Genomic DNA, 21,299 nt, shown 5'->3' with positions numbered 1-21,299 from the left:
AGTGACAACCATCACCCCCGGCCCCGGGAACCAGGACCGCGACCACCACGCCCCGCCCCCCTCTTTTGGCGACCCGGCGGGTGCGCCCGGTACGCTCACCGCCGTGCCACACGCTGATCAGTACCGAACCGCCCCGCAGGACGCCCCCGCGCACCAGCCGGGAGCGCCCCGGCCGGACCGGGCCCGCCCGACATCCCTGGGCGAACTGGCCGACCGGCTGGGAGCCGGGACCCCGGGGTCGGGAGAGGTCTCGGGCATCACCCACGACTCCCGCGCGGTCCGCCCCGGCGACCTCTACGCGGCCCTGCCCGGCGCCCGCTTCCACGGCGCCGACTTCGCCGCCCAGGCCGCGAGCCTCGGCGCGGCCGCCGTCCTCACCGACCCGGCGGGCGCCGACCGCGCCGCCGCGACCGGCCTGCCGGTCCTGGTCACCGAGGACCCGCGCGGCGCCATGGGCGAGCTGGCCGCCGAGATCTACGGACACCCCGGCCGCGACCTGCTCCAACTGGGCATCACCGGGACCTCCGGGAAGACCACCACCGCGTACCTCGTCGAGGGCGGGCTGCGCGGGGCGGGGCACCGCACGGGCCTCATCGGCACGGTGGAGATGCGCATCGGCGACGAGCGCATCAAGTCCGAGCGGACCACCCCCGAAGCCACCGATCTGCAGGCCCTGTTCGCGGTGATGCGCGAGCGCGGGGTCGAGTCGGTCGCCATGGAGGTCTCCAGCCACGCGCTGGTGCTCGGCCGGGTCGACGGCTGCGTCTTCGACGTCGCCGTCTTCAACAACCTGAGCCCTGAGCACATGGAGTTCCACTCCGACATGGAGGACTACTTCCAGGCCAAGGCGCAGCTGTTCACGCCGGAGCGCGCGCGGCTCGGGGTGGTGAACCTCGACGACGAGTACGGCCGCAGACTGGCCACCGGCGAGTCCGGCATCCCGGTCACCACCTTCTCGGCCGAGGGCCACCCGGACGCCGACTGGCGCGCCGAGGACGTGGACGTACGCCAGGACAGCTCGACCTTCACGGCCGTCGGCCCCAAGGGCGAGCGGATCTCCGCCACCGCCCCGCTGCCCGGCCCCTTCAACGTGGCCAACACCCTCGCCGCGATCGTGACGCTGGCCGTCGCGGGCATCGACCCGCAGACCGCCGCCGACGGCGTGGCCGCCGTACCCGGAGTGCCCGGCCGGCTGGAGCGGGTGGACGCGGGCCAGCCGTTCCTGGCCGTGGTGGACTACGCGCACAAGACGGACGCCGTCGAATCGGTTCTGCGCTCGCTGCGCAAGGTCACCCGGGGCAAGCTGCACATCGTCCTCGGCTGCGGCGGGGACCGCGACCAGACCAAGCGCGCGCCGATGGGCGCCGCCGCCGCCCGGCTCGCCGACACCGCCGTACTGACCTCGGACAACCCGCGCTCCGAGGACCCCCTCGCCATCCTCGCCGCGATGCTCGCGGGCGCCGCCGAGGTGCCCGTCCACGAGCGCGGCAACGTCCTGGTCGACGCCGACCGGGCCGCCGCCATCGCCGCGGCCGTGGCCCGCGCCGAGCCGGGCGACACCGTCCTGGTCGCGGGCAAGGGCCACGAGCAGGGCCAGGACACCGCCGGAGTGGTCCGCCCCTTCGACGACCGTCTGGTCCTGCGGGCCGCGATCGAACACCGCCAAGCACAGTCAGGGATGAAGCAGTGATCGCCCTCTCCCTCGCCGAGATCGCCGAAATCGTCGGCGGGCAGTCGTACGACATACCGGATCCGTCCGCCCAGGTCACCGGATCCGTCGTCATCGACTCCCGCCGAGTGGCGCCCGGTTCCCTCTTCGCCGCCTTCGCGGGCGAGCAGGTCGACGGCCACGACTACGCGCGCGTTGCGTACGAGGCGGGAGCGGTGGCCGTGCTGGCCACCCGGCCCGTCGGTGTGCCCGCGATCGTCGTCGACGACGTCCAGGGCGCCCTCGGGGCGCTGGCCCGCGAGGTCGTACGCCGCCTGGGCACCGACGTGGTGGCGCTCACCGGCTCCTCCGGCAAGACCTCCACCAAGGACCTGATCGCGCAGGTGCTCCAGCGGCACGCGCCGACGGTCTACACACCGGGCTCGCTCAACAACGAGATCGGCCTGCCGCTGACCGCGCTCACCGCCACCTCCGAAACCCGGCACCTGGTCCTGGAGATGGGCGCGCGCGGAATCGGCCACATCCGCTATCTGACCGGTCTGACCCCGCCGCGGATCGGGCTCGTCCTCAACGTCGGCACCGCCCACATCGGCGAGTTCGGCGGCCGCGAGCAGATCGCCGAGGCCAAGGGCGAGTTGGTGGAGGCGCTGCCGCAGGACGGCTGCGCCGTGCTGAACGCGGACGATCCGCTCGTACGGGCCATGGCGCCGCGCACCAAGGCGCGCGTCGTGCTCTTCGGCGAGGCCGAGGACGCGGACGTACGTGCCGAGAATGTCCGGCTCACAGAAGCCGGACAGCCTTCTTTCAGGCTTCACACACCCTCCGGGTGCAGCGACGTGACCTTGCGCCTGTACGGTGAGCACCACGTGTCGAACGCGCTCGCCGCGGCCGCCGTCGCCTATGAGCTGGGCATGCCTGTCGACGAGATCGCCCTCGCGCTCTCCGAGGCGGGCAACCTCTCCCGCTGGCGCATGGAGGTCACCGAGCGCCCGGACGGAGTGACAGTCGTCAACGACGCCTACAACGCGAACCCCGAGTCCATGCGAGCCGCTCTGCGCGCGCTCGCGGCCATGGGCAAGGGGCGCCGTACGTGGGCGGTGCTCGGTCCGATGGCCGAGCTCGGCGACGAATCGCTCGCCGAGCACGACGCGGTCGGACGGCTCGCCGTCCGGCTCAACGTCAGCAAGCTCGTGGCAGTCGGGGACCGGGAAGCGTCCTGGCTGCAACTGGGCGCATATAACGAGGGTTCGTGGGGTGAGGAGTCGGTGCACGTGTCCGACGCACAGGCGGCCGTCGACCTGCTGCGCAGTGAACTGCGCCCGGGAGACGTCGTGCTGGTGAAGGCATCGCGGTCGATCGGCCTGGAACGGGTGGCACTCGCGCTGCTCGACGGTGGCGTCGAGGGCGAGGTCGCCGCCCGATGAGGCAGATCCTCTTCGCGGGAGCCATCGGTCTCTTCCTGACGCTGGTCGGCACCCCGTTGCTCATCAAGCTGCTCGCCCGCAAGGGCTACGGCCAGTTCATCCGTGACGACGGCCCGCGCGGCCACGCCGGCAAGAAGGGCACGCCCACCATGGGCGGCATCGCCTTCATCCTTGCCACGCTCATCGCGTACGCCGCCACCAAGGTGATCACCAGCGAGGACCCGACCTTCTCGGGTCTGCTGGTGCTCTTCCTGACCGCGGGCATGGGTGTGGTCGGCTTCCTGGACGACTACATCAAGATCGTCAAGCAGCGTTCGCTCGGTCTGCGCGCCAAGGCGAAGATGGCCGGCCAGCTGATCGTCGGTATCGCCTTCGCGGTCCTGGCGCTCCAGTTCGCGGACAAGCGGGGCAACACCCCCGCCTCCACCAAGCTCTCCTTCATCACGGACTTCGGCTGGTCCATCGGGCCCGTCCTGTTCGTGATCTGGGCGCTGTTCATGATTCTCGCCATGTCCAACGGCGTGAACCTGACGGACGGTCTGGACGGCCTGGCCACCGGCGCGTCGGTGATGGTCTTCGGCGCGTACACCTTCATCGGGCTGTGGCAGTTCCAGGAGTCCTGCGCCAACGCGCAGACCCTGACCAACCCCAACGCCTGCTTCGAGGTGCGCGATCCGCTGGACCTCGCGGTGGTCGCCTCGGCCCTGATGGGCTCCTGCTTCGGCTTCCTGTGGTGGAACACCTCGCCCGCCAAGATCTTCATGGGCGACACCGGTTCGCTCGCGCTCGGCGGCGCGCTCGCCGGTCTCGCGATCTGCTCGCGCACCGAGTTCCTGATCGCGCTGCTCGGCGGCCTCTTCGTGATGATCACCATGTCGGTGGTCATCCAGGTCGGCTCGTTCAAGATGACCGGGAAGCGCGTCTTCCGGATGGCCCCGCTCCAGCACCACTTCGAACTCAAGGGCTGGTCAGAAGTCCTTGTGGTGGTGAGATTCTGGATCATCCAGGGCATGTGCGTCATCGTGGGTCTGGGTCTCTTCTACGCGGGATGGGCAGCCGACAAGTGAGTCAGAGCTGGCAGGGCAGGCGGATCACCGTCGCCGGTCTCGGGGTGAGCGGCATCAGCGCCGCCCGCGCCCTGGCCGGTCTCGGCGCCGTGGTGACGGTCGTGGACGGCGGTGACTCCGGTACGCACCGGGAGCGCGCGGCCGAACTGGCGGAGGAAGGTATCTCCGTCCGCCTCGGGGACGCGGAAACGCTGCCCGAGGGGACCGGTCTGGTCGTCACCTCGCCCGGCTGGAAGCCCGACTCCCCGCTGTTCGCGGCCGCCGCCGAGGCGGGCGTGGACGTGGTCGGCGATGTGGAGATCGCCTGGCAGTTGCGCGGCGACGACGCCGCGCCCTGGCTGGCGATCACCGGTACCAACGGCAAGACCACCACCACCCAGATGCTGGCGTCGATCCTGCGCGCGGCGGGCCTGCGCACCGCCGCCGTCGGCAACATCGGCACGCCGATCGTCGACGTGGTGCTCGGCGAGGAGACGTACGACGTACTCGCCGTCGAGCTCTCCAGCTACCAGCTGCACTGGGCGCCCTCGCTGCGCGCCCACTCGGCCGCCGTGCTCAACCTGGCCCCGGACCACCTCGACTGGCACGGCTCCATGGAGGCGTACGCGGCCGACAAGGGCCGGATCTACGAGGGCAACACGGTCGCCTGCGTCTACAACGCGGCCGATCCGGCCACCGAGGACCTGGTCCGCGAGGCCGACGTCGAGGAGGGCTGCCGGGCGATCGGCTTCACCCTCGGCACCCCCGGCCCCTCCCAGCTCGGCGTCGTGGACGGCATCCTGGTCGACCGCGCCTTCGTCACCAACCGGCAGAAGAACGCGCAGGAGCTGGCCGAGGTCGCGGACGTCAATCCGCCCGCGCCCCACAACATCGCCAACGCCCTCGCGGCGGCCGCGCTGGCCCGTGCCTTCGGCGTGGAGCCCAAGGCCGTACGGGACGGGCTGAGGGCCTTCCGCCCCGACGCCCACCGCATCGCGCACGTGGCGTACGTGGACGAGGTCGCGTACGTGGACGACTCCAAGGCGACCAACACGCACGCCGCCGAGGCGTCCCTGGCCTCCTACGAGCCGATCGTCTGGATCGCCGGGGGCCTCGCCAAGGGCGCGTCCTTCGACGAGCTCGTCCAGAGGTCGGCCAAGCGGCTGCGCGGGGTCGTCCTGATCGGCGCCGAGCGCCACCTGATCGCCGAAGCGCTGACGCGACACGCCCCCGAGGTACCGGTGGTCGACGTCGGCCGGACCGACACTGGGGCGATGTCCGCGGCGGTCCGCGAGGCGGCCGGGCTCGCGAAGCCCGGGGACACGGTCCTGCTGGCCCCGGCCTGCGCCTCGATGGACATGTTCACCAACTACAACAAGCGCGGCGATGCCTTCGCGGAAGCGGTCCGCGAACTCGCAGCCGAGCGCGCCTAGCCGGCCGGGACCCGTCCCGCGGACCGGCGGCGCCGGACACGAGTGGAGGGGACAGCACACATGCCGGCCGAAGCGACCCCGCCCGGGCTCGTCCTGCGCAGCCGTGCCGCCGGGTCCGTACGCCGCCCCGCGGTCGGGCGCGGCGGCACGAGCGGCACCCCGTCACGCCCCCGGGGCGGCGGCCCGCGGCGGCTGCTCGAGCGGGCCCGGCGGGCCTGGGACCGGCCGCTCACCGCGTACTACCTGATCCTCGGCAGCGCGCTGCTGATCACCGTGCTCGGTCTGGTGATGGTCTACTCGGCCTCGATGATCAAGGCCCTTGAGCTGTCGCTGCCGGCCTCGTACTTCTTCCGCAAGCAGTTCCTCGCCGCCGTGATCGGCGGCGCCCTGATGTTCGCGGCCGCCCGGATGCCCGCCAAGCTGCACCGGGCGCTCTCGTACCCGATGCTGATGGTCACCGTCTTCCTGATGGTCCTGGTGCAGATCCCCGGGATAGGGATGTCGGTCAACGGCAACCAGAACTGGATCTATCTGGGCGGCCCGTTCCAGCTCCAGCCCAGCGAGTTCGGCAAGCTGGCGCTGATCCTGTGGGGCGCCGACCTGCTCGCCCGCAAGCAGGACAAACGGTTGCTCACCCAGTGGAAGCACATGCTGGTGCCGCTGGTCCCGGTGGCGTTCCTGCTGCTCGGGCTGATCATGCTCGGCGGCGACATGGGCACCGCGATCATCCTCTGCGCGATCCTCTTCGGACTGCTCTGGCTCGCCGGAGCCCCCACCCGGCTCTTCGGGGGCGTCCTCGCGGTGGCCGGGACCATCGCGGGGCTGCTCATCAAGACCAGCCCCAACCGGATGGGCCGGCTCGCCTGCATCGGGGCCACCGACCCCGGCCCGCAGGACCAGTGCTGGCAGGCCGTCCATGGAATCTACGCCCTCGCCTCGGGCGGATGGTTCGGTTCCGGCCTGGGTGCGAGTGTGGAAAAATGGGGTCAACTCCCCGAACCGCACACCGACTTCATCTTCGCCATCACCGGTGAGGAACTGGGCCTGGCGGGCACACTGTCGGTGCTCGCCCTGTTCGCGGCTCTAGGCTATGCGGGTATCCGCGTGGCCGGACGCACGGAGGACCCCTTCGTGAGGTACGCCGCGGGAGGTGTGACCACCTGGATCGTGGCCCAGGCCGTGATCAACATCGGTGCGGTGCTCGGCCTGCTGCCGATCGCTGGTGTCCCGCTCCCGCTGTTCTCCTACGGTGGGTCCGCGCTGCTGCCGACCATGTTCGCCGTGGGGCTGCTGATCGCGTTCGCGCGGGACGACCCCGCGGCGCGGGCGGCGCTGGCCATGCGGCAGCCTCGGGTGAGTTGGAAGTCGATGAGACGGCGCGTCAAGAAGCGTCCGTCCGGAGAGCGGTGAATTTCGGTGCATGTCGTACTCGCCGGTGGGGGGACCGCCGGCCACATCGAGCCCGCGCTCGCCCTCGCGGACGCCCTGCGCAGGCAGGACCCGACCGTGGGGATCACGGCCCTCGGTACGGAGAAGGGCCTGGAGACGCGGCTGGTCCCCGAGCGGGGCTATGAACTCGCGCTCATCCCGGCCGTCCCGCTGCCCCGCAGGCCCACCCCCGAACTGATCACGGTCCCGGGCCGGCTGCGCGGCACGATCAAGGCCGCCGAGCAGATCCTGGAGCGCACCAAGGCGGACTGCGTCGTCGGCTTCGGCGGCTATGTGGCGCTGCCCGGCTACCTCGCCGCCAAGCGGCTCGGGGTGCCGATCGTGGTCCACGAGGCCAACGCCCGCCCCGGCCTCGCCAACAAGATCGGCTCGCGGTACGCGGCCGGGGTGGCCGTCGCCACCCCCGACAGCAAGCTGCGGGGCGCCCGCTACATCGGGATCCCGCTGCGGCACTCCATCGCCACGCTCGACCGCGCCCGGGTCCGCCCCGAGGCGCGCGCCGCGTTCGGCCTGGACCCCAACCTGCCGACGCTGCTCGTCTCCGGCGGCTCACAGGGCGCCCGCCGTCTCAACGAGGTGATCCAGCAGGTCGCTCCGGTGCTCCAGCGCTCCGGCATCCAGATCCTGCACGCGGTCGGCCCGAAGAACGAAGTGCCGCGCGTCGACAACATGCCCGGAATGCCGCCGTACATCCCGGTACCGTACGTGGACCGGATGGATCTCGCGTACGCGGCGGCCGACATGATGCTCTGCCGCGCGGGCGCGATGACCGTCGCCGAACTCTCCGCCGTCGGGCTGCCCGCCGCCTACGTACCGCTGCCGATCGGCAACGGCGAACAGCGGCTCAACGCCCAGCCGGTGGTGAAGGCGGGCGGCGGTCTGCTGGTCGACGACGCCGAGCTCACCCCCGGGTGGGTGCAGGACCAGGTCCTGCCCGTGCTCGCCGACCCGCACCGGCTGTACGAGATGTCCCGCGCCGCCTCCGAGTTCGGCCGCCGGGACGCCGACGACCTGCTCGTCGGCATGGTGTACGAGGCGATCGCCGCACGCTGACGGGGCGGCAGAAGGCAGGGGACCGTGGCCGGACAGGCGACCGCTCGACGCGGAACGGGGCAGGCGAGGAAGTCCGGCCCGTCCGGCTCCCGCCGCCCCGGCGCGGGACGGCCGCGGCTGCGCCTGCCCGCCCGGCGCCGGCTGCTGCTGATTCTGGCCACGGCCGTCGTCCTCGGCGCGGCCGCCGTGTGGGTGCTGTACGGGTCCACCTGGCTGCGGGTCGAACAGGTGGAAACCACCGGCACCGAGGTGCTCACCACCGCCGAGGTCGAGGCGGCGGCGGCCGCTCCGGTCGGCTCCCCGCTGGTCTCGGTCGACACGGGGGCGATCGAGGCCCGGCTGCTGCGCAAACTGCCGCGGCTGGACTCGGTGGAGGTCAGCCGTTCCTGGCCGCACGGCATCGCGCTCGACGTGACCGAACGCAAGCCCGTTCTCCTGATGAAAAAAGGCGCGAACTTCACCGAAGTGGACGCCAAGGGTGTGCGGTTCGCCACGGTCACCAAGGCGCCCGGACATGTACCGCTACTCGATCTGAACCCGGACAACTCGCCCTCGTTGCGCCGCTTTCCGGTCGACGCACTGGTGCGCGAGGCGGTCAAGGTGGCGGCCGAACTACCGTCCGCAGTCGCCAAGGACACCCGCCTCGTCCGGGTCACCTCGTACGACGCGGTCTCCCTGGAGTTGAGCCGCGGGCGTACGGTCCTGTGGGGCAGTGACGAGGAGGGGGAGCTCAAGGCCCGTACGCTGGTCGCCCTCATGAAAGCGGCGCCCAGAGCGCAGTACTTCGATGTGAGCGCCCCCACCGCCCCGGCGGCATCGGGGAGTTGACGCACATATGCGCTGGCCAGCACCCTGGTTGGTCATCGCTACGGGTGATCACATAGGGTGAAAAGAAAAACGGGAGGTTCGGCGTGTTCGTTGAACGTGCGCCACTTGTCGACTTAGTGTCCTGTTCGGAAGAGTCCAGGGAACAGACACATTGGTAACCCTAAGCTTCAACGTTAGGGTTCGGGTCGGCGTTCGGACCGTCCCACATCGGCATTCGTCGTCGCCGTGCGACACCCGCACGTGACGACCCGTAACTCGAGGCGAGAGGCCTTCGACGTGGCAGCACCGCAGAACTACCTCGCAGTCATCAAGGTCATCGGTGTCGGCGGCGGTGGTGTCAATGCCATCAACCGAATGATCGAGGTCGGTCTCAAGGGCGTCGAGTTCATCGCGATCAACACCGACGCACAAGCTCTGTTGATGAGCGACGCCGACGTCAAGCTCGACGTCGGCCGTGAACTCACCCGCGGCCTCGGCGCCGGAGCCAACCCGGCAGTCGGGCGCAAGGCGGCGGAGGACCACCGCGAGGAGATCGAGGAGGTCCTCAAGGGGGCCGACATGGTCTTCGTCACCGCGGGAGAGGGCGGCGGCACCGGCACCGGTGGCGCACCCGTCGTCGCCAACATCGCGCGCTCGCTCGGCGCACTCACGATCGGTGTGGTCACCCGGCCGTTCACCTTCGAGGGCCGCCGTCGCGCCAACCAGGCGGAGGACGGCATCGCCGAGCTCCGTGAAGAGGTCGACACCCTCATCGTCATCCCCAACGACCGGCTGCTCTCCATCTCGGACCGCCAGGTCAGCGTGCTCGACGCGTTCAAGTCGGCCGACCAGGTACTGCTCTCCGGCGTCCAGGGCATCACCGACCTGATCACCACCCCGGGCCTGATCAACCTCGACTTCGCCGACGTCAAGTCGGTCATGTCCGAGGCCGGTTCGGCGCTCATGGGCATCGGCTCGGCGCGCGGCGACGACCGCGCGGTGGCCGCCGCCGAGATGGCGATCTCCTCGCCGCTCCTGGAGGCGTCCATCGACGGGGCCCGTGGTGTGCTGCTCTCCATCTCCGGTGGCTCGGACCTCGGTCTCTTCGAGATCAACGAGGCCGCGCAGCTGGTCAGCGAGGCCGCCCATCCCGAGGCCAACATCATCTTCGGTGCGGTCATCGACGACGCCCTCGGCGACGAGGTACGGGTCACGGTCATCGCGGCCGGGTTCGACGGCGGCCAGCCGCCCGCCCGTCGCGACACCGTGCTGGGCTCCACCGCCGCCAAGCGCGACGAGCCCACCCCGGTCCGCGCCGCCGAGCGCCCGCTCGGCGGGCTCGGCACGGTGAGCGCCCGCGAGGAATCCCCGGCCCCGGCCCAGGTCGAGACGGCGCCGGTCGGCGAGGCGAGCCCGGCGCAGGTGCCCACGGCCCGCCCGTACCAGGACAGCCAGGCCGAAGAGCTGGATGTCCCGGACTTCTTGAAGTGATAGGGCAGCACGCCCTCGTGAGCGGCGCGCACTTCGCCTTCACCGACCGGTGGGGCGGAGTGAGCGCCGCTCCGTACGAGGAGCTCAACCTCGGCGGCGCGGTCGGCGACGACCCCGCCGCGGTCCGGACCAACCGCGGCCTCGCCGCGAAGGCGCTGGGGCTCGACCCGGACCTGGTGGTCTGGATGAACCAGGTGCACGGGCCGGACGTGGCCGTGGTGGACGGGCCTTGGGGCCCGGGCGCGGTCAAAGGGATCACACACAGTCCGGCCGTGGACGCGGTGGTGACGGCTCGTCGCGGGCTCGCCCTCGCGGTCCTGACCGCCGACTGCACACCTGTTCTCCTCGCCGACCCGGTCGCCGGGGTGGTGGCCGCCGCGCACGCGGGGCGGCCGGGGATGGTCGCGGGCGTGGTGCCCGCGGCGGTCGCGGCGATGGTCTCGCTCGGCGCCGAGCCGTCCCGGATCACCGCGCGGACCGGGCCCGCCGTCTGCGGCAAGTGCTACGAGGTCCCGGCGGCGATGCGGGACGAGGTCGCCGCGGCCGAGCCGGCCGCGCGGGCGGAGACGAGCTGGGGGACCCCGGCCGTCGACGTCACCGCCGGAGTGCACGCGCAGCTCGGGGCGCTCGGGGTGAACGACCGGCAGGCGTCCGGGGTGTGCACGCTCGAATCGCACGACCACTTCTCGTACCGCCGCGACCGCACCACCGGGCGGCTCGCCGGATACGTCTGGCTCGACGCCGCGGGAGCCGGTGCGGCCGGTGCAGCCGAGGGGGAGGGAAGCGGGCATGACGGACCGTAAGGCGGAACTCGCCGCGAACCTGGCACAGGTGGAGGAACGTATCTCCGCAGCCTGTGCGGCCGTCGGGCGCAAGCGGGCCGAGGTGACGCTCATCGTGGTCACCAAGACCTACCCCGCCAGCGACGTCCGGCTCCTGTACGAGCTGGGGGTGCGTCAGGTCGCCGAGAACCGGGACCAGGACGCGGCGCCCAAGGCGGCCGACTGCGCGGACCTCGCGGATCTGCGCTGGCACTTCGTGGGCCAGCTCCAGACGAACAAGGTCCGTTCCGTGGTGACCTACTCGGATCTGGTGCAGTCCGTCGACCGGCCCAAGCTGGTCGGCGCGCTCTCCTCGGCCGCCGTGAAGGCGGAGCGCGAGGTGGGGTGCCTGATCCAGGTGGCGCTCGACGCCGCCTCGGGGGCGCGGGGCGACCGGGGCGGCACCGCCCCTGATGGAATCGAGCAGTTGGCCGGACTTGTGGCGGACGCGCCCGGTCTGCGGCTGGACGGTCTGATGACCGTGGCGCCGCTGGCGGGTGAGTACGCCGACCGGCAACGGGCTGCATTCGAGCGGCTGATGGATTTGTCGACTGACCTGCGCCGTGCTCATCCGGCTGCGAACATGGTGTCAGCAGGGATGAGTGCGGATCTCGAAGAGGCTGTTGCGGCCGGAGCGACACATGTACGCGTCGGTACGGCGGTACTCGGAGTCCGACCCCGGCTCGGGTAACGTCGCGAAGCAAGTCGGACCACAGCAGAAAATATGGTCATTCCCACTCTTCGGTGGGCAGACCTAGTGGATCGTGGGCACTTGGTGACACAGCGACATTTGGCGACAAGGGCGATCCACCACAGAGCGGAGGAATCGGAGCATGGCCGGCGCGATGCGCAAGATGGCGGTCTACCTCGGTCTCGTGGAGGACGATGGGTACGACGGCCCGGGGTTCGACCCCGATGACGAGTTCGAACCCGAGCCGGAGCCCGAGCGGGACCGCCGCCGGCACCAGCCTCCGCATCAGGTCGAACGGGACGAACCGGTACGAGCCGTACAGCCGCCGGCCCCCCGTGAACCGGTCGCGCACGCTGCCGTGATGCCCGCGGAATCGGGGCGTCCGGCACGAATCGCCCCCGTGGCATCCATCACACCTGAACGCCCGAGCCTGGAGAAGAACGCACCGGTGATCATGCCCAAGGTCGTGTCCGAGCGGGAGCCCTACCGCATCACCACGCTGCACCCGCGGACCTACAACGAGGCCCGTACCATCGGGGAACACTTCCGCGAGGGCACGCCGGTGATCATGAACCTCACCGAGATGGACGACACGGATGCGAAGCGACTTGTCGACTTTGCCGCCGGACTTGTGTTTGGTTTGCACGGCAGCATTGAACGGGTGACGCAGAAGGTGTTCCTGTTGTCGCCTGCTAACGTCGATGTCACGGCGGAGGACAAGGCCCGTATCGCAGAGGGCGGTTTCTTCAACCAGAGCTGAGACACGACACCGGGAACGATCCGGCCACGGGGCCGGGGGCATAGAGCAAGGGGAGAGGGAAGCGCGAGATGGGCGTCGCACTGGATGTGGTCTACATCGCGCTGATGTGCTTCCTCATCGTGCTGATCTTCCGGCTCGTCATGGACTACGTCTTGCAATTCGCACGTTCATGGGAACCCGGCAAGGCGATGGTGGTCGTTCTTGAGGCCACCTACACTGTCACCGATCCACCGCTCAAGCTTCTGCGGCGGTTCATTCCGCCGCTGCGTCTCGGGGGCGTGGCACTCGACCTGTCCTTCTTCGTTCTGATGATCATCGTGTACATCCTGATCTCCATCGTCACCAGCGTGGGGAGATAGATGTGAGCGACACGGTCCTGCCGACTGCCGACGACTACGTAGAGGTGAAGAAGAGATGCCGCTGACCCCTGAGGACGTGCGGAACAAGCAGTTCACGACCGTCCGGCTACGCGAAGGCTACGACGAGGACGAGGTCGATGCCTTCCTGGACGAGGTCGAAGCCGAACTGACCCGCCTGCTTCGCGAGAACGAGGACCTGCGCGCCAAGCTGGCCGCCGCGACGCGTGCCGCCGCGCAGAACCAGCAGCAGGGTATGCGCAAGCCGGAGCCGCAGGACCAGCGCGGTCCGGGCGCTCCCGTGCCCGCCGCCATATCCGGACCTCCGCAGGTGCAGCAGCAGCCGCAGATGGGCCCGCCCCAGCTGCCGAGCGGCGCTCCGCAGCTGCCCGCCGGCCCCGGTGGCCACGGCCAGCAGGGCCAGCACGGACAGGGCCAGCACGGCCAGGGCCAGCTCGGGCAGGGCCAGCTCGGGCAGGGTCCGATGGGCCAGGGCCAGCTCGGCCAGGGCCCCATGGGCCAGGGGCCGATGGGCCAGAACCAGCTCGGCCAGGGTCCGATGGGCCAGGGCCCCATGGGTCAGGGTCCGATGGGCCAGAACCAGATGGGTCAGAACCAGCTCGGCCAGGGCCCCATGGGCCAGCAGATGGGCGGCCCCATGGGCGGCCACGGTCCGCAGATGTCGCAGCCCGGTCAGGGCCCCGGCGGCGACAGCGCCGCGCGTGTCCTCTCGCTGGCCCAGCAGACCGCCGACCAGGCGATCGCCGAGGCCCGCTCCGAGGCCAACAAGATCGTCGGCGAGGCCCGGTCGCGTGCCGAGGGCCTGGAGCGGGACGCCCGCGCCAAGGCCGACGCGCTGGAGCGGGACGCGCAGGAGAAGCACCGCGTCGCGATGGGCTCGCTGGAGTCCGCCCGCGCCACGCTTGAGCGCAAGGTCGAGGACCTGCGCGGCTTCGAGCGCGAGTACCGTACGCGGCTGAAGTCCTACCTGGAGTCGCAGCTGCGCCAGCTGGAGACCCAGGCGGACGACTCGCTGGCTCCGCCGCGCACCCCGGCGACCGCGTCGCTGCCGCCGGCTCCGCAGATGAGCGGGTCGATGGCGTCGGCCGGTGCCGGTTCGATGGGTCACACCATGGGCGGCCAGCCGTCCATGGGCGGTGCGCCGTCGTACGGCGGGCAGCAGCAGATGTCGCCCGCGATGACGCAGCCGATGGCGCCGGTGCGGCCGCAGGGGCCGTCGCCGATGCAGCAGGCTCCCTCTCCGATGCGGGGCTTCCTGATCGACGAGGACGACAACTGACGGGCGGCGGTACGCGCGTACGCCGCGCACAGCCGTCGGCAGGCTGAAGGGCCGGGCCCCCGGATTTTTCCGGGGGCCCGGCCCTTTTTTGCCCCACCCCGCCCCTTCACCTAGACCCTCCGGGGGTGGGTGGGGGGCGAGGTGGTCTCCCGGGGGCTGCGCCCCCGGACCCCGTTGCGGGGCTGCGCCCCCGGACCCCGTTGCGGGGCTGCGCCCCTGCACCCCTGGCGGGGCCTGCGGCCCCTGCACCCCGCTTACGGGGGCTTCGCCCCCGCCCCCGCTTCGGGGCTCCGCCCCGGACCCCGCTCCTCAAACGCCGGAGGGGCTGAATTTGCCCGGGCCCCGTTCTGCCTTCAGGGGCGCGGGGAACTGCGCGACCAGCCCCCACCGGCCCGCAGACGAACCGGGACCCCGGGCGAAGCCCCCGGCCGCCCGCCCGAGGGCTTTCGGGAAGGGGCGGGGTGGGGGTAAAAACACAGCGGCCCGCCCCCCGGAGTCTCCAGGGGGCGGGCCGCTTCGGCGTCGGCCGGAAGTTACGCCTTGCGCAGGCGGAACGTCAGCGACAAGGACTCGTCCGTGAACGGGGCGCCGTACGACGCGTCCGCCGCCGCCGACGCGAAGTCGACCGCCAGGACCTCCTCCGCGACGAGGCCCGCGTGGGCGGACAGCGCCGAGACGACCTCCGCGTCCGAGGACTCCCACCGCACCGCGATCCGGTCCGCCACATCCAGCCCGCTGTTCTTGCGAGCCTCCTGGATCAGCCGGATCGCGTCACGGGCCAGGCCCGCCAGCCGCAGCTCCGGCGTGATCTCCAGGTCGAGCGCGACCGTCGCGCCGGAGTCGGACGCCACCGACCATCCCTCACGCGGGGTCTCCGTGATGATCACCTCGTCCGGAGCGAGGGAGACCGGCTCGCCGTTGACCGACACCTCCGCCGTCCCGGTGTCGCGCAGGGACGCGGACAGCGCCGCCGCGTCCGCCGCCGCGACCGCCTTGGCCACGTCCTGGACGCCCTTGCCGAACCGCTTGCCCAGCGCCCGGAAGTTGGCCTTGGCCGTCGTGTCGACCAGGGAGCCGCCGACCTCGGACAGGGAGGCCAGGGACGAGACGTTCAGCTCCTCCGTGATCTGCGCGTGCAGCTCCGGCGAGAGCGACTCGAAGCCCGCCACGGCCACCAGCGCGCGCGACAGCGGCTGGCGCGTCTTGACGCCCGACTCCGCGCGGGTGGCGCGGCCCAGCTCCACCAGGCGGCGCACGAGCAGCATCTGCTGCGACAGCGTCGGGTCGATCGCCGACGCGTCCGCCTTCGGCCACGACGACAGGTGCACCGACTCCGGCGCGTCCGGCGTCACCGGCACCACCATGTCCTGCCACACCCGCTCGGTGATGAACGGGGTCAGCGGGGCCAGCAGCCGCGTGACCGTCTCCACCACGTCGTGCAGCGTGCGCAGCGCCGCCTTGTCGCCCTGCCAGAACCGGCGCCGCGAACGGCGCACGTACCAGTTGGACAGGTCGTCCACGAACGCCGACAGGAGCTTGCCCGCGCGCTGCGTGTCGTACGCCTCCAGCGCCTGCGTGACCTGGTCGACCAGCGTGTTCAGCTCGCTCAGCAGCCAGCGGTCCAGGACCGTGCGGTCGGCCGGGGCCGGGTCGGCCGCGCTGGGCGCCCAGTCGGACGTGCGCGCGTACAGGGCCTGGAAGGCCACCGTGTTCCAGTACGTGAGGAGCGTCTTGCGGACGACCTCCTGGATGGTGCCGTGGCCCACCCGGCGCGCGGCCCACGGGGAGCCGCCGGCGGCCATGAACCAGCGCACCGCGTCCGCGCCGTGCTGGTCCATGAGCGGGATCGGCTGCAGGATGTTGCCGAGGTGCTTGGACATCTTGCGGCCGTCCTCGGCGAGGATGTGGCCGAGGCAGACCACGTTCTCGTACGACGACTTGTCGAAGACCAGGGTGCCGACCGCCATCAGCGTGTAGAACCAGCCACGGGTCTGGTCGATGGCCTCGCTGATGAACTGCGCCGGGTAGCGGCTCTCGAACAGTTCCTTGTTCTTGTACGGGTAGCCCCACTGCGCGAACGGCATCGAGCCCGAGTCGTACCAGGCGTCGATCACCTCGGGGACGCGGACCGCCGTGTGCGAGCAGCCCTCGGCCGTGCAGGTGAAGGTGACGTCGTCGATGTACGGGCGGTGCGGGTCGAGGTCCGTCTGGTCGGTGCCGGACAGCTCGCTCAGCTCGGCGCGCGAGCCGACGCAGGTCAGGTGGTCGTCCTCGCAGCGCCAGATCGGCAGCGGGGTGCCCCAGTAGCGGTTGCGGGAGAGCGCCCAGTCGATGTTGTTGTTCAGCCAGTCGCCGAAGCGGCCCTGCTTGACCGAGTCCGGGAACCAGTTGGTCTTCTCGTTCTCCCGCAGCATCGCGTCCTTGACGGCGGTGGTGCGGATGTACCAGGACGGCTGCGCGTAGTAGAGCAGCGCGGTGTGGCAGCGCCAGCAGTGCGGGTAGCTGTGCTCGTACGGGACGTGGCGGAAGAGGAGGCCGCGCTCCTTGAGGTCCTCGGTCAGCTTCTCGTCGGCCTTCTTGAAGAAGATGCCGCCGACGAGCGGGACGTCCTCCTCGAAGGTGCCGTCGGGGCGGACCGGGTTCACCACCGGCAGGCCGTACGCCTTGCAGACCAGGAGGTCGTCGGCGCCGAAGGCGGGGGACTGGTGGACCAGACCCGTACCGTCCTCGGTCGTCACGTACTCGGCGTTGACCACGTAGTGGGCCGGGGCCGGGAACTCGATCAGCTCGAAGGGGCGCTGATAGGTCCAGCGCTCCATCTCGGCGCCCGTGAAGGTCTGCCCGGTGGCCTCCCAGCCCTCGCCGAGTGCCTTCTCAAGCAGCGGCTGGGCGACGACCAGCTTCTCTGCGTCCTCGCCGCCGGTACGGCGGGCGACGACGTAGGTGACCTCGGGGTGGGCGGCCACGGCGGTGTTGGAGACCAGCGTCCACGGCGTGGTCGTCCACACCAGGAGCGCGGCCTCGCCCGCGAGGGGGCCGCCGGTCAGCGGGAAGCGGACGAAGACCGAGGGGTCGACGACCGTCTCGTACCCCTGCGCCAGCTCGTGGTCGGACAGGCCCGTGCCGCAGCGCGGGCACCAGGGGGCGACGCGGTGGTCCTGGGTGAGCAGGCCCTTGTTGAAGATCTCCTTCAGGGACCACCACACGGACTCGACGTACTGCGGGTCCATGGTGCGGTACGCGTCGTCCAGGTCGACCCAGTAGCCCATCCGGGTCGTGAGCTCGGCGAAGGCGTCGGTGTGGCGGGTCACGGACTCGCGGCACTTGGCGTTGAACTCGGCGATGCCGTACGCCTCGATGTCCTTCTTGCCGTTGAAGCCGAGTTCCTTCTCGACGGCGAGCTCGACCGGCAGGCCGTGGCAGTCCCAGCCGGCCTTGCGGGCCACGTGGTAGCCCTGCATGGTCCGGAAGCGGGGGAAGACGTCCTTGAAGACGCGGGCCTCGATGTGGTGGGCACCGGGCATGCCGTTGGCGGTCGGGGGGCCCTCGTAGAAGACCCACTCGGGGCGGCCCTCGGACTGTTCGAGACTCTTGGCGAAGACCTTCGCCTCGCGCCAGAAGTCGAGCACGGCGTGCTCCAGCGCGGGCAGGTCGACCTGGGCGGGCACCTGGCGGTACTGCGACATCCGTTCATCCTCCGGCGGATCGTCGTACGTTTCCGTCGGAGGGACGAGAGCCCCGGCCGTCCTACGGCCCCGCGCTCCCGCGGTACCACCCTCCTTGGCGGTGTGTGGAACACCGCCCCCTCATTGGGGTCGCGAAGCCGGTTCTACTCGCACCCGGGGGTGCTTTCTTCCGGCGGCTCCGGGGTGATCTTCACATCGCGCTCGCCTCCGGGCTCCCACCGTCCCCGGATCGCTCTTGGCTGCGTACGACGCTACTCGTCCCATTCACGCCTCTCGCTGCGCCCAGTGTACGGGCCCGCACCGACAGCGGCCGACCGGTTTTCGGCGCGGCCGGACCGGAGGCCTGCGGGGCGGTCCCCACACGTGCGTACATGACCCGAATGGGCATACGTGGTCCGGCGGAGTCCGGCGCCGCCCGTGTGGCGGATTACGGGCCGGAGAGCTGGGCACAACGGATGCAGGTTCGTCTCCGGGCATGTCGCGCGGGGCCGGACCGGCGGCGTGCCCCGTTGCCGCGGGCCTGGGGTCGATTTATCGTCCCAGCACGATTCGCGAGCAAGATCACAATATGTGAAGGGGCCGCGGCCATGGTGGCGAAGAAGACCGCGTTGGCGTCCGAGGCCGCGGTGAAGAGGGCCGCTACGGAGGACTCGTCCGGGAAGAAGACTGCGGCCAAGAAGGAGGCGGCCCCGAGGAAGTCGGCGGCCAAGAAGGCACCGGCCAAGAAGGCTGCGACCAAGGAGGCCGCCGCCAAGAAGGCCACGCCGAAAGAGGCTGCGACCAAGAAGGCTGCGACCAAGAAGGCTGCGACCAAGAAGGCTGCGGCTGAAGAGGCGGGGGCCGAGAAAGCCGTTGCCAAGAAGGCTCCGGCCAAGAAGGCCGTGGCTGAGAAGGGCGCTGCCAAGAAAGCCGTGGCCGAGGAGGCTGCTGTGGAAAAGGCGGCTCCGGCCACCAAGGCTGCCGCCAGGAAGACGGCGTCTGCCAAGAAAGCGGTACCGGACAAGGCTGCCACGGCGGCCAAGGGGGCGGCCGAGGCCGCGGAGCAGAGGGGAGCCAAGAAGGTGGTAGCCAAGAACACGGCCGGCGAAGCGGCGGCCAGGAGGTCCACGGCGGCGGCATCGGCCGTGCCCAAGGCCCGTACCATCGTCGCCGGGGTGCCCGGCGAGCTGCCGGTACGGCCCGGGGAGGACCCGTGGACGCCCGCCGAGGTCGCCGAGGCGCGCACCGGGCTGACCAGCGAGGTCCTGCGGCTGCGTGCCGAGATCGAGGCCTCGGAGACCGCCCTGAGCGGGCTGATGCGGGACTCCGGGGACGGCGCGGGCGACGACGACGCCGACACCGGGACCAAGAACATCACCCGCGAACACGAGATGGCGCTCGCCGCCATCGCGCGCGAGATGCTGGAGCAGACCGAGCGGGCGCTGGAGCGGCTCGACGCCGGTACGTACGGCTACTGCGAGGTCTGCGGCAATCCCATCGGCAAGGCGCGGATGCAGGCCTTCCCGCGCGCGACCCTCTGTGTGGAGGACAAGCAGAAGCAGGAACGCCGAGGCTGACTCCGTACGCGTGTGTCGTACCCTCGTCCTCAGTCAGGTACCTAGGGTTGAGGGACTCACGTGGCAGAGGCGGAGCGCATCATCGGTACGCCGGACGTAGAAGGGCCCGACGAGGCCGCGGCTCCCGGCGAGCGGCCCAAGGGCGGGCGCAGGATCGCCGTGCTGTTCGCGGTGGCGCTGTTCGCGTACCTGCTCGACCTCGGCAGCAAGATGCTCGTGGTGGCCAGGCTGGAGCACCACGAGCCGATCCAGATCGTCGGAGACCTGCTGGAGCTCAACGCGATCCGCAACCCGGGCGCCGCGTTCGGCATGGGCGAGGCCTTCACCGTGATCTTCACGGTGATCGCGGCGACGGTCATCGCGGTGATCTTCCGGCTGGCACGCAAGCTCTACAGCCTGCCGTGGGCGATCGCGCTCGGCCTGCTGCTCGGCGGCGCGCTCGGCAACCTCACCGACCGCATCTTCCGCTCCCCGGGCGTCTTCGAGGGCGCGGTGGTCGACTTCATCGCGCCGGCCCACTTCGCGGTCTTCAACCTGGCCGACTCCGCGATCGTCTGCGGCGGTTTCCTGATCGTGATCCTCTCTTTCCGGGGCCTGGACCCGGACGGAACGGTCCACAAGGACTGAGCCGCACCCCGGTCGGGCGGGTGTTGTCGGTGCGACAAGGCATACTCGACGGGTGAGTACGTTTCCCGAGATCCGCACCTTGCCCGTTCCCGACGGTCTGGAGGGCGAGCGCGTCGACGCCGCCATCTCCCGCATGTTCGGGTTCTCCCGTACGAAGGCCGCTGAGCTCGCCGCGGCGGGGAAGGTCCAGGTCGACGGCTCGGTGGTAGGCAAGTCCGAGCGGGTCCGCGGGGGCGCGTGGCTGGAGGTCGAGATGCCCCAGGCGCCCGCGCCGGTGCAGATCGTGGCCGAGCCGGTCGAGGGCATGGAGATCGTGCACGACGACGACGACATCGTCGTGATCGTGAAGCCGGTCGGCGTCGCCGCCCACCCGAGCCCGGGCTGGACGGGGACCACGGTCATCGGCGGCCTCGCGGCGGCCGGGTACCGGATCTCCACCTCCGGCGCCGCCGAGCGCCAGGGCATCGTCCACCGCCTCGACGTCGGCACCTCAGGCCTGATGGTCGTCGCCAAGTCGGAGCGGGCGTACACGTATCTGAAGCAGCAGTTCCGCGAGCGCGTCGTGGACAAGCGCTACCACGCCCTGGTGCAGGGCCACCCGGACCCGATGAGCGGCACCATCGACGCCCCCATCGGCCGCCACCCCAACCACGACTACAAGTGGGCGGTCACGGCCGAGGGCAAGCCGTCGGTGACGCACTACGACCTGATCGAGGCTTTCCGGGCGGCCTCGCTGCTCGACATCAAGCTGGAGACGGGCCGCACCCACCAGATCCGCGTGCACATGTCCGCCCACCGCCACCCGTGCGTGGGCGACCTGACGTACGGCGCGGACCCCACCATCGCCAAGCGCCTCGGCCTGACCCGGCAGTGGCTGCACGCGGTGCGCCTCGGCTTCGAGCACCCGTCGGACGGCGGCTGGGTCGAGTTCGAGAGCGGCTACCCGGACGACCTCCAGCACGCGCTGGATGTGATCCGGGCGGAGAGCGAGTGACAGCGGTCCTCGTCCGCCCACGCGGCGGAGCAGCACCTGTCACAGCCCCACGTCCCTAGCGGTGTGGGCCACTTCGCCCCCGGCTAGGGGCATTTGGGCGGACCGCGTGGCAGGCTGGGGGTCTTGATCGCCTCGC

General features: G+C 70.9%; 17 protein-coding genes. 16 read left to right on the top strand and 1 reads right to left on the bottom strand.

Translation table 11 applies throughout. From position 1 onward, the window contains the following. Window position 1: 1 nt before the first annotated feature. The 13 genes from ACZ499_RS05450 (at window position 2) to ACZ499_RS05390 (ending at window position 14,300) form a co-directional block, all read left to right on the top strand. Entirely contained in the window at window positions 2-1,690 is a 1,689-nt protein-coding gene (locus ACZ499_RS05450) for a UDP-N-acetylmuramoyl-L-alanyl-D-glutamate--2,6-diaminopimelate ligase (RefSeq protein WP_468405344.1), read from the top strand. Continuing rightward, window positions 1,687-3,093 carry a UDP-N-acetylmuramoyl-tripeptide--D-alanyl-D-alanine ligase gene (locus tag ACZ499_RS05445; RefSeq protein ID WP_468672511.1) on the top strand — a complete coding sequence of 469 codons (1,407 nt, stop codon included), beginning with the start codon at window positions 1,687-1,689 and terminating at the stop codon, window positions 3,091-3,093. The genes ACZ499_RS05450 and ACZ499_RS05445 overlap by 4 nt, the downstream gene beginning before the upstream one ends. Then, complete coding sequence (gene mraY, locus ACZ499_RS05440; protein ID WP_371652236.1) at window positions 3,090-4,160, top strand: phospho-N-acetylmuramoyl-pentapeptide-transferase; 1,071 nt, start codon at window positions 3,090-3,092, stop codon at window positions 4,158-4,160. The genes ACZ499_RS05445 and mraY overlap by 4 nt, the downstream gene beginning before the upstream one ends. Next, entirely contained in the window at window positions 4,142-5,572 is a 1,431-nt protein-coding gene (gene murD, locus ACZ499_RS05435; protein ID WP_468672508.1) for a UDP-N-acetylmuramoyl-L-alanine--D-glutamate ligase, read from the top strand. The genes mraY and murD overlap by 19 nt, the downstream gene beginning before the upstream one ends. Before the next feature lie 60 nt (window positions 5,573-5,632). Continuing rightward, on the top strand, window positions 5,633-6,982 hold the full coding sequence (ftsW, locus tag ACZ499_RS05430) for a putative lipid II flippase FtsW (protein ID WP_468672506.1): 1,350 nt from the start codon (window positions 5,633-5,635) through the stop codon (window positions 6,980-6,982). A 6-nt stretch (window positions 6,983-6,988) separates the two neighbouring features. Further along, window positions 6,989-8,074 carry an undecaprenyldiphospho-muramoylpentapeptide beta-N-acetylglucosaminyltransferase gene (murG, locus tag ACZ499_RS05425; RefSeq protein WP_101387923.1) on the top strand — a complete coding sequence of 362 codons (1,086 nt, stop codon included), beginning with the start codon at window positions 6,989-6,991 and terminating at the stop codon, window positions 8,072-8,074. A 24-nt stretch (window positions 8,075-8,098) separates the two neighbouring features. Next, entirely contained in the window at window positions 8,099-8,902 is an 804-nt protein-coding gene (locus ACZ499_RS05420; protein ID WP_468672504.1) for a cell division protein FtsQ/DivIB, read from the top strand. A gap of 276 nt (window positions 8,903-9,178) precedes the next feature. Further along, complete coding sequence (gene ftsZ / locus ACZ499_RS05415) at window positions 9,179-10,372, top strand: cell division protein FtsZ (RefSeq protein WP_468672502.1); 1,194 nt, start codon at window positions 9,179-9,181, stop codon at window positions 10,370-10,372. Continuing rightward, the gene (gene pgeF / locus ACZ499_RS05410; protein ID WP_468672500.1) at window positions 10,369-11,175 is read left to right on the top strand and encodes a peptidoglycan editing factor PgeF; all 807 of its coding nucleotides are present in this window, start codon (window positions 10,369-10,371) and stop codon (window positions 11,173-11,175) included. The genes ftsZ and pgeF overlap by 4 nt, the downstream gene beginning before the upstream one ends. Further along, window positions 11,162-11,884 carry a YggS family pyridoxal phosphate-dependent enzyme gene (locus ACZ499_RS05405; RefSeq protein ID WP_468672497.1) on the top strand — a complete coding sequence of 241 codons (723 nt, stop codon included), beginning with the start codon at window positions 11,162-11,164 and terminating at the stop codon, window positions 11,882-11,884. Before pgeF ends, ACZ499_RS05405 begins: the two co-directional genes overlap by 14 nt. A 142-nt stretch (window positions 11,885-12,026) precedes the next feature. Continuing rightward, complete coding sequence (locus tag ACZ499_RS05400) at window positions 12,027-12,644, top strand: cell division protein SepF (RefSeq protein WP_101387917.1); 618 nt, start codon at window positions 12,027-12,029, stop codon at window positions 12,642-12,644. A gap of 68 nt (window positions 12,645-12,712) precedes the next feature. Beyond that, window positions 12,713-13,003, top strand: coding sequence for a YggT family protein (locus ACZ499_RS05395; RefSeq protein ID WP_067158122.1), 291 nt, complete (start codon window positions 12,713-12,715; stop codon window positions 13,001-13,003). A gap of 55 nt (window positions 13,004-13,058) precedes the next feature. Then, window positions 13,059-14,300, top strand: a complete 1,242-nt coding sequence (locus ACZ499_RS05390; protein ID WP_468672493.1) for a DivIVA domain-containing protein — start codon at window positions 13,059-13,061, stop codon at window positions 14,298-14,300. 533 nt (window positions 14,301-14,833) lie between these two features. On the opposite strand, the gene ileS is transcribed toward ACZ499_RS05390, so the two are convergent. Then, complete coding sequence (gene ileS / locus ACZ499_RS05385; protein ID WP_385541444.1) at window positions 14,834-17,986, bottom strand: isoleucine--tRNA ligase; 3,153 nt, start codon at window positions 17,984-17,986, stop codon at window positions 14,834-14,836. A gap of 587 nt (window positions 17,987-18,573) precedes the next feature. Between ileS and ACZ499_RS05380 the strand changes: the two genes are divergently transcribed. Genes ACZ499_RS05380 through ACZ499_RS05370 form a run of 3 tightly spaced genes read left to right on the top strand, consistent with a single transcriptional unit; the run spans window position 18,574 to window position 21,163 of the window. After that, window positions 18,574-19,542 carry a TraR/DksA family transcriptional regulator gene (locus ACZ499_RS05380; RefSeq protein WP_468672491.1) on the top strand — a complete coding sequence of 323 codons (969 nt, stop codon included), beginning with the start codon at window positions 18,574-18,576 and terminating at the stop codon, window positions 19,540-19,542. A 60-nt stretch (window positions 19,543-19,602) separates the two neighbouring features. Then, on the top strand, window positions 19,603-20,169 hold the full coding sequence (gene lspA / locus ACZ499_RS05375; RefSeq protein ID WP_468672489.1) for a signal peptidase II: 567 nt from the start codon (window positions 19,603-19,605) through the stop codon (window positions 20,167-20,169). A gap of 52 nt (window positions 20,170-20,221) precedes the next feature. Beyond that, entirely contained in the window at window positions 20,222-21,163 is a 942-nt protein-coding gene (locus ACZ499_RS05370) for an RluA family pseudouridine synthase (protein WP_468672488.1), read from the top strand. Window positions 21,164-21,299 lie beyond the last annotated feature (136 nt).

Source organism: Streptomyces sp. NPDC031265 (assembly GCF_055570295.1).
The sequence above is the reverse complement of the archived record's forward strand: the minus strand, read 5'-3'. Positions and strand labels throughout refer to the sequence as shown.

Coding starts and splice junctions, on each gene's coding strand:
- mraY (WP_371652236.1), top strand. CDS start 3,090: ATGAGGCAGATCCTCTTCGCGGGAGCCATCGGTCTCTTCCTGACGCTG.
- murD (WP_468672508.1), top strand. CDS start 4,142: ATGGGCAGCCGACAAGTGAGTCAGAGCTGGCAGGGCAGGCGGATCACC.
- ftsW (WP_468672506.1), top strand. CDS start 5,633: ATGCCGGCCGAAGCGACCCCGCCCGGGCTCGTCCTGCGCAGCCGTGCC.
- ACZ499_RS05405 (WP_468672497.1), top strand. CDS start 11,162: ATGACGGACCGTAAGGCGGAACTCGCCGCGAACCTGGCACAGGTGGAG.
- ACZ499_RS05400 (WP_101387917.1), top strand. CDS start 12,027: ATGGCCGGCGCGATGCGCAAGATGGCGGTCTACCTCGGTCTCGTGGAG.
- ACZ499_RS05395 (WP_067158122.1), top strand. CDS start 12,713: ATGGGCGTCGCACTGGATGTGGTCTACATCGCGCTGATGTGCTTCCTC.
- ACZ499_RS05390 (WP_468672493.1), top strand. CDS start 13,059: ATGCCGCTGACCCCTGAGGACGTGCGGAACAAGCAGTTCACGACCGTC.
- ileS (WP_385541444.1), bottom strand. CDS start 17,986: ATGTCGCAGTACCGCCAGGTGCCCGCCCAGGTCGACCTGCCCGCGCTG.
- ACZ499_RS05380 (WP_468672491.1), top strand. CDS start 18,574: ATGGTGGCGAAGAAGACCGCGTTGGCGTCCGAGGCCGCGGTGAAGAGG.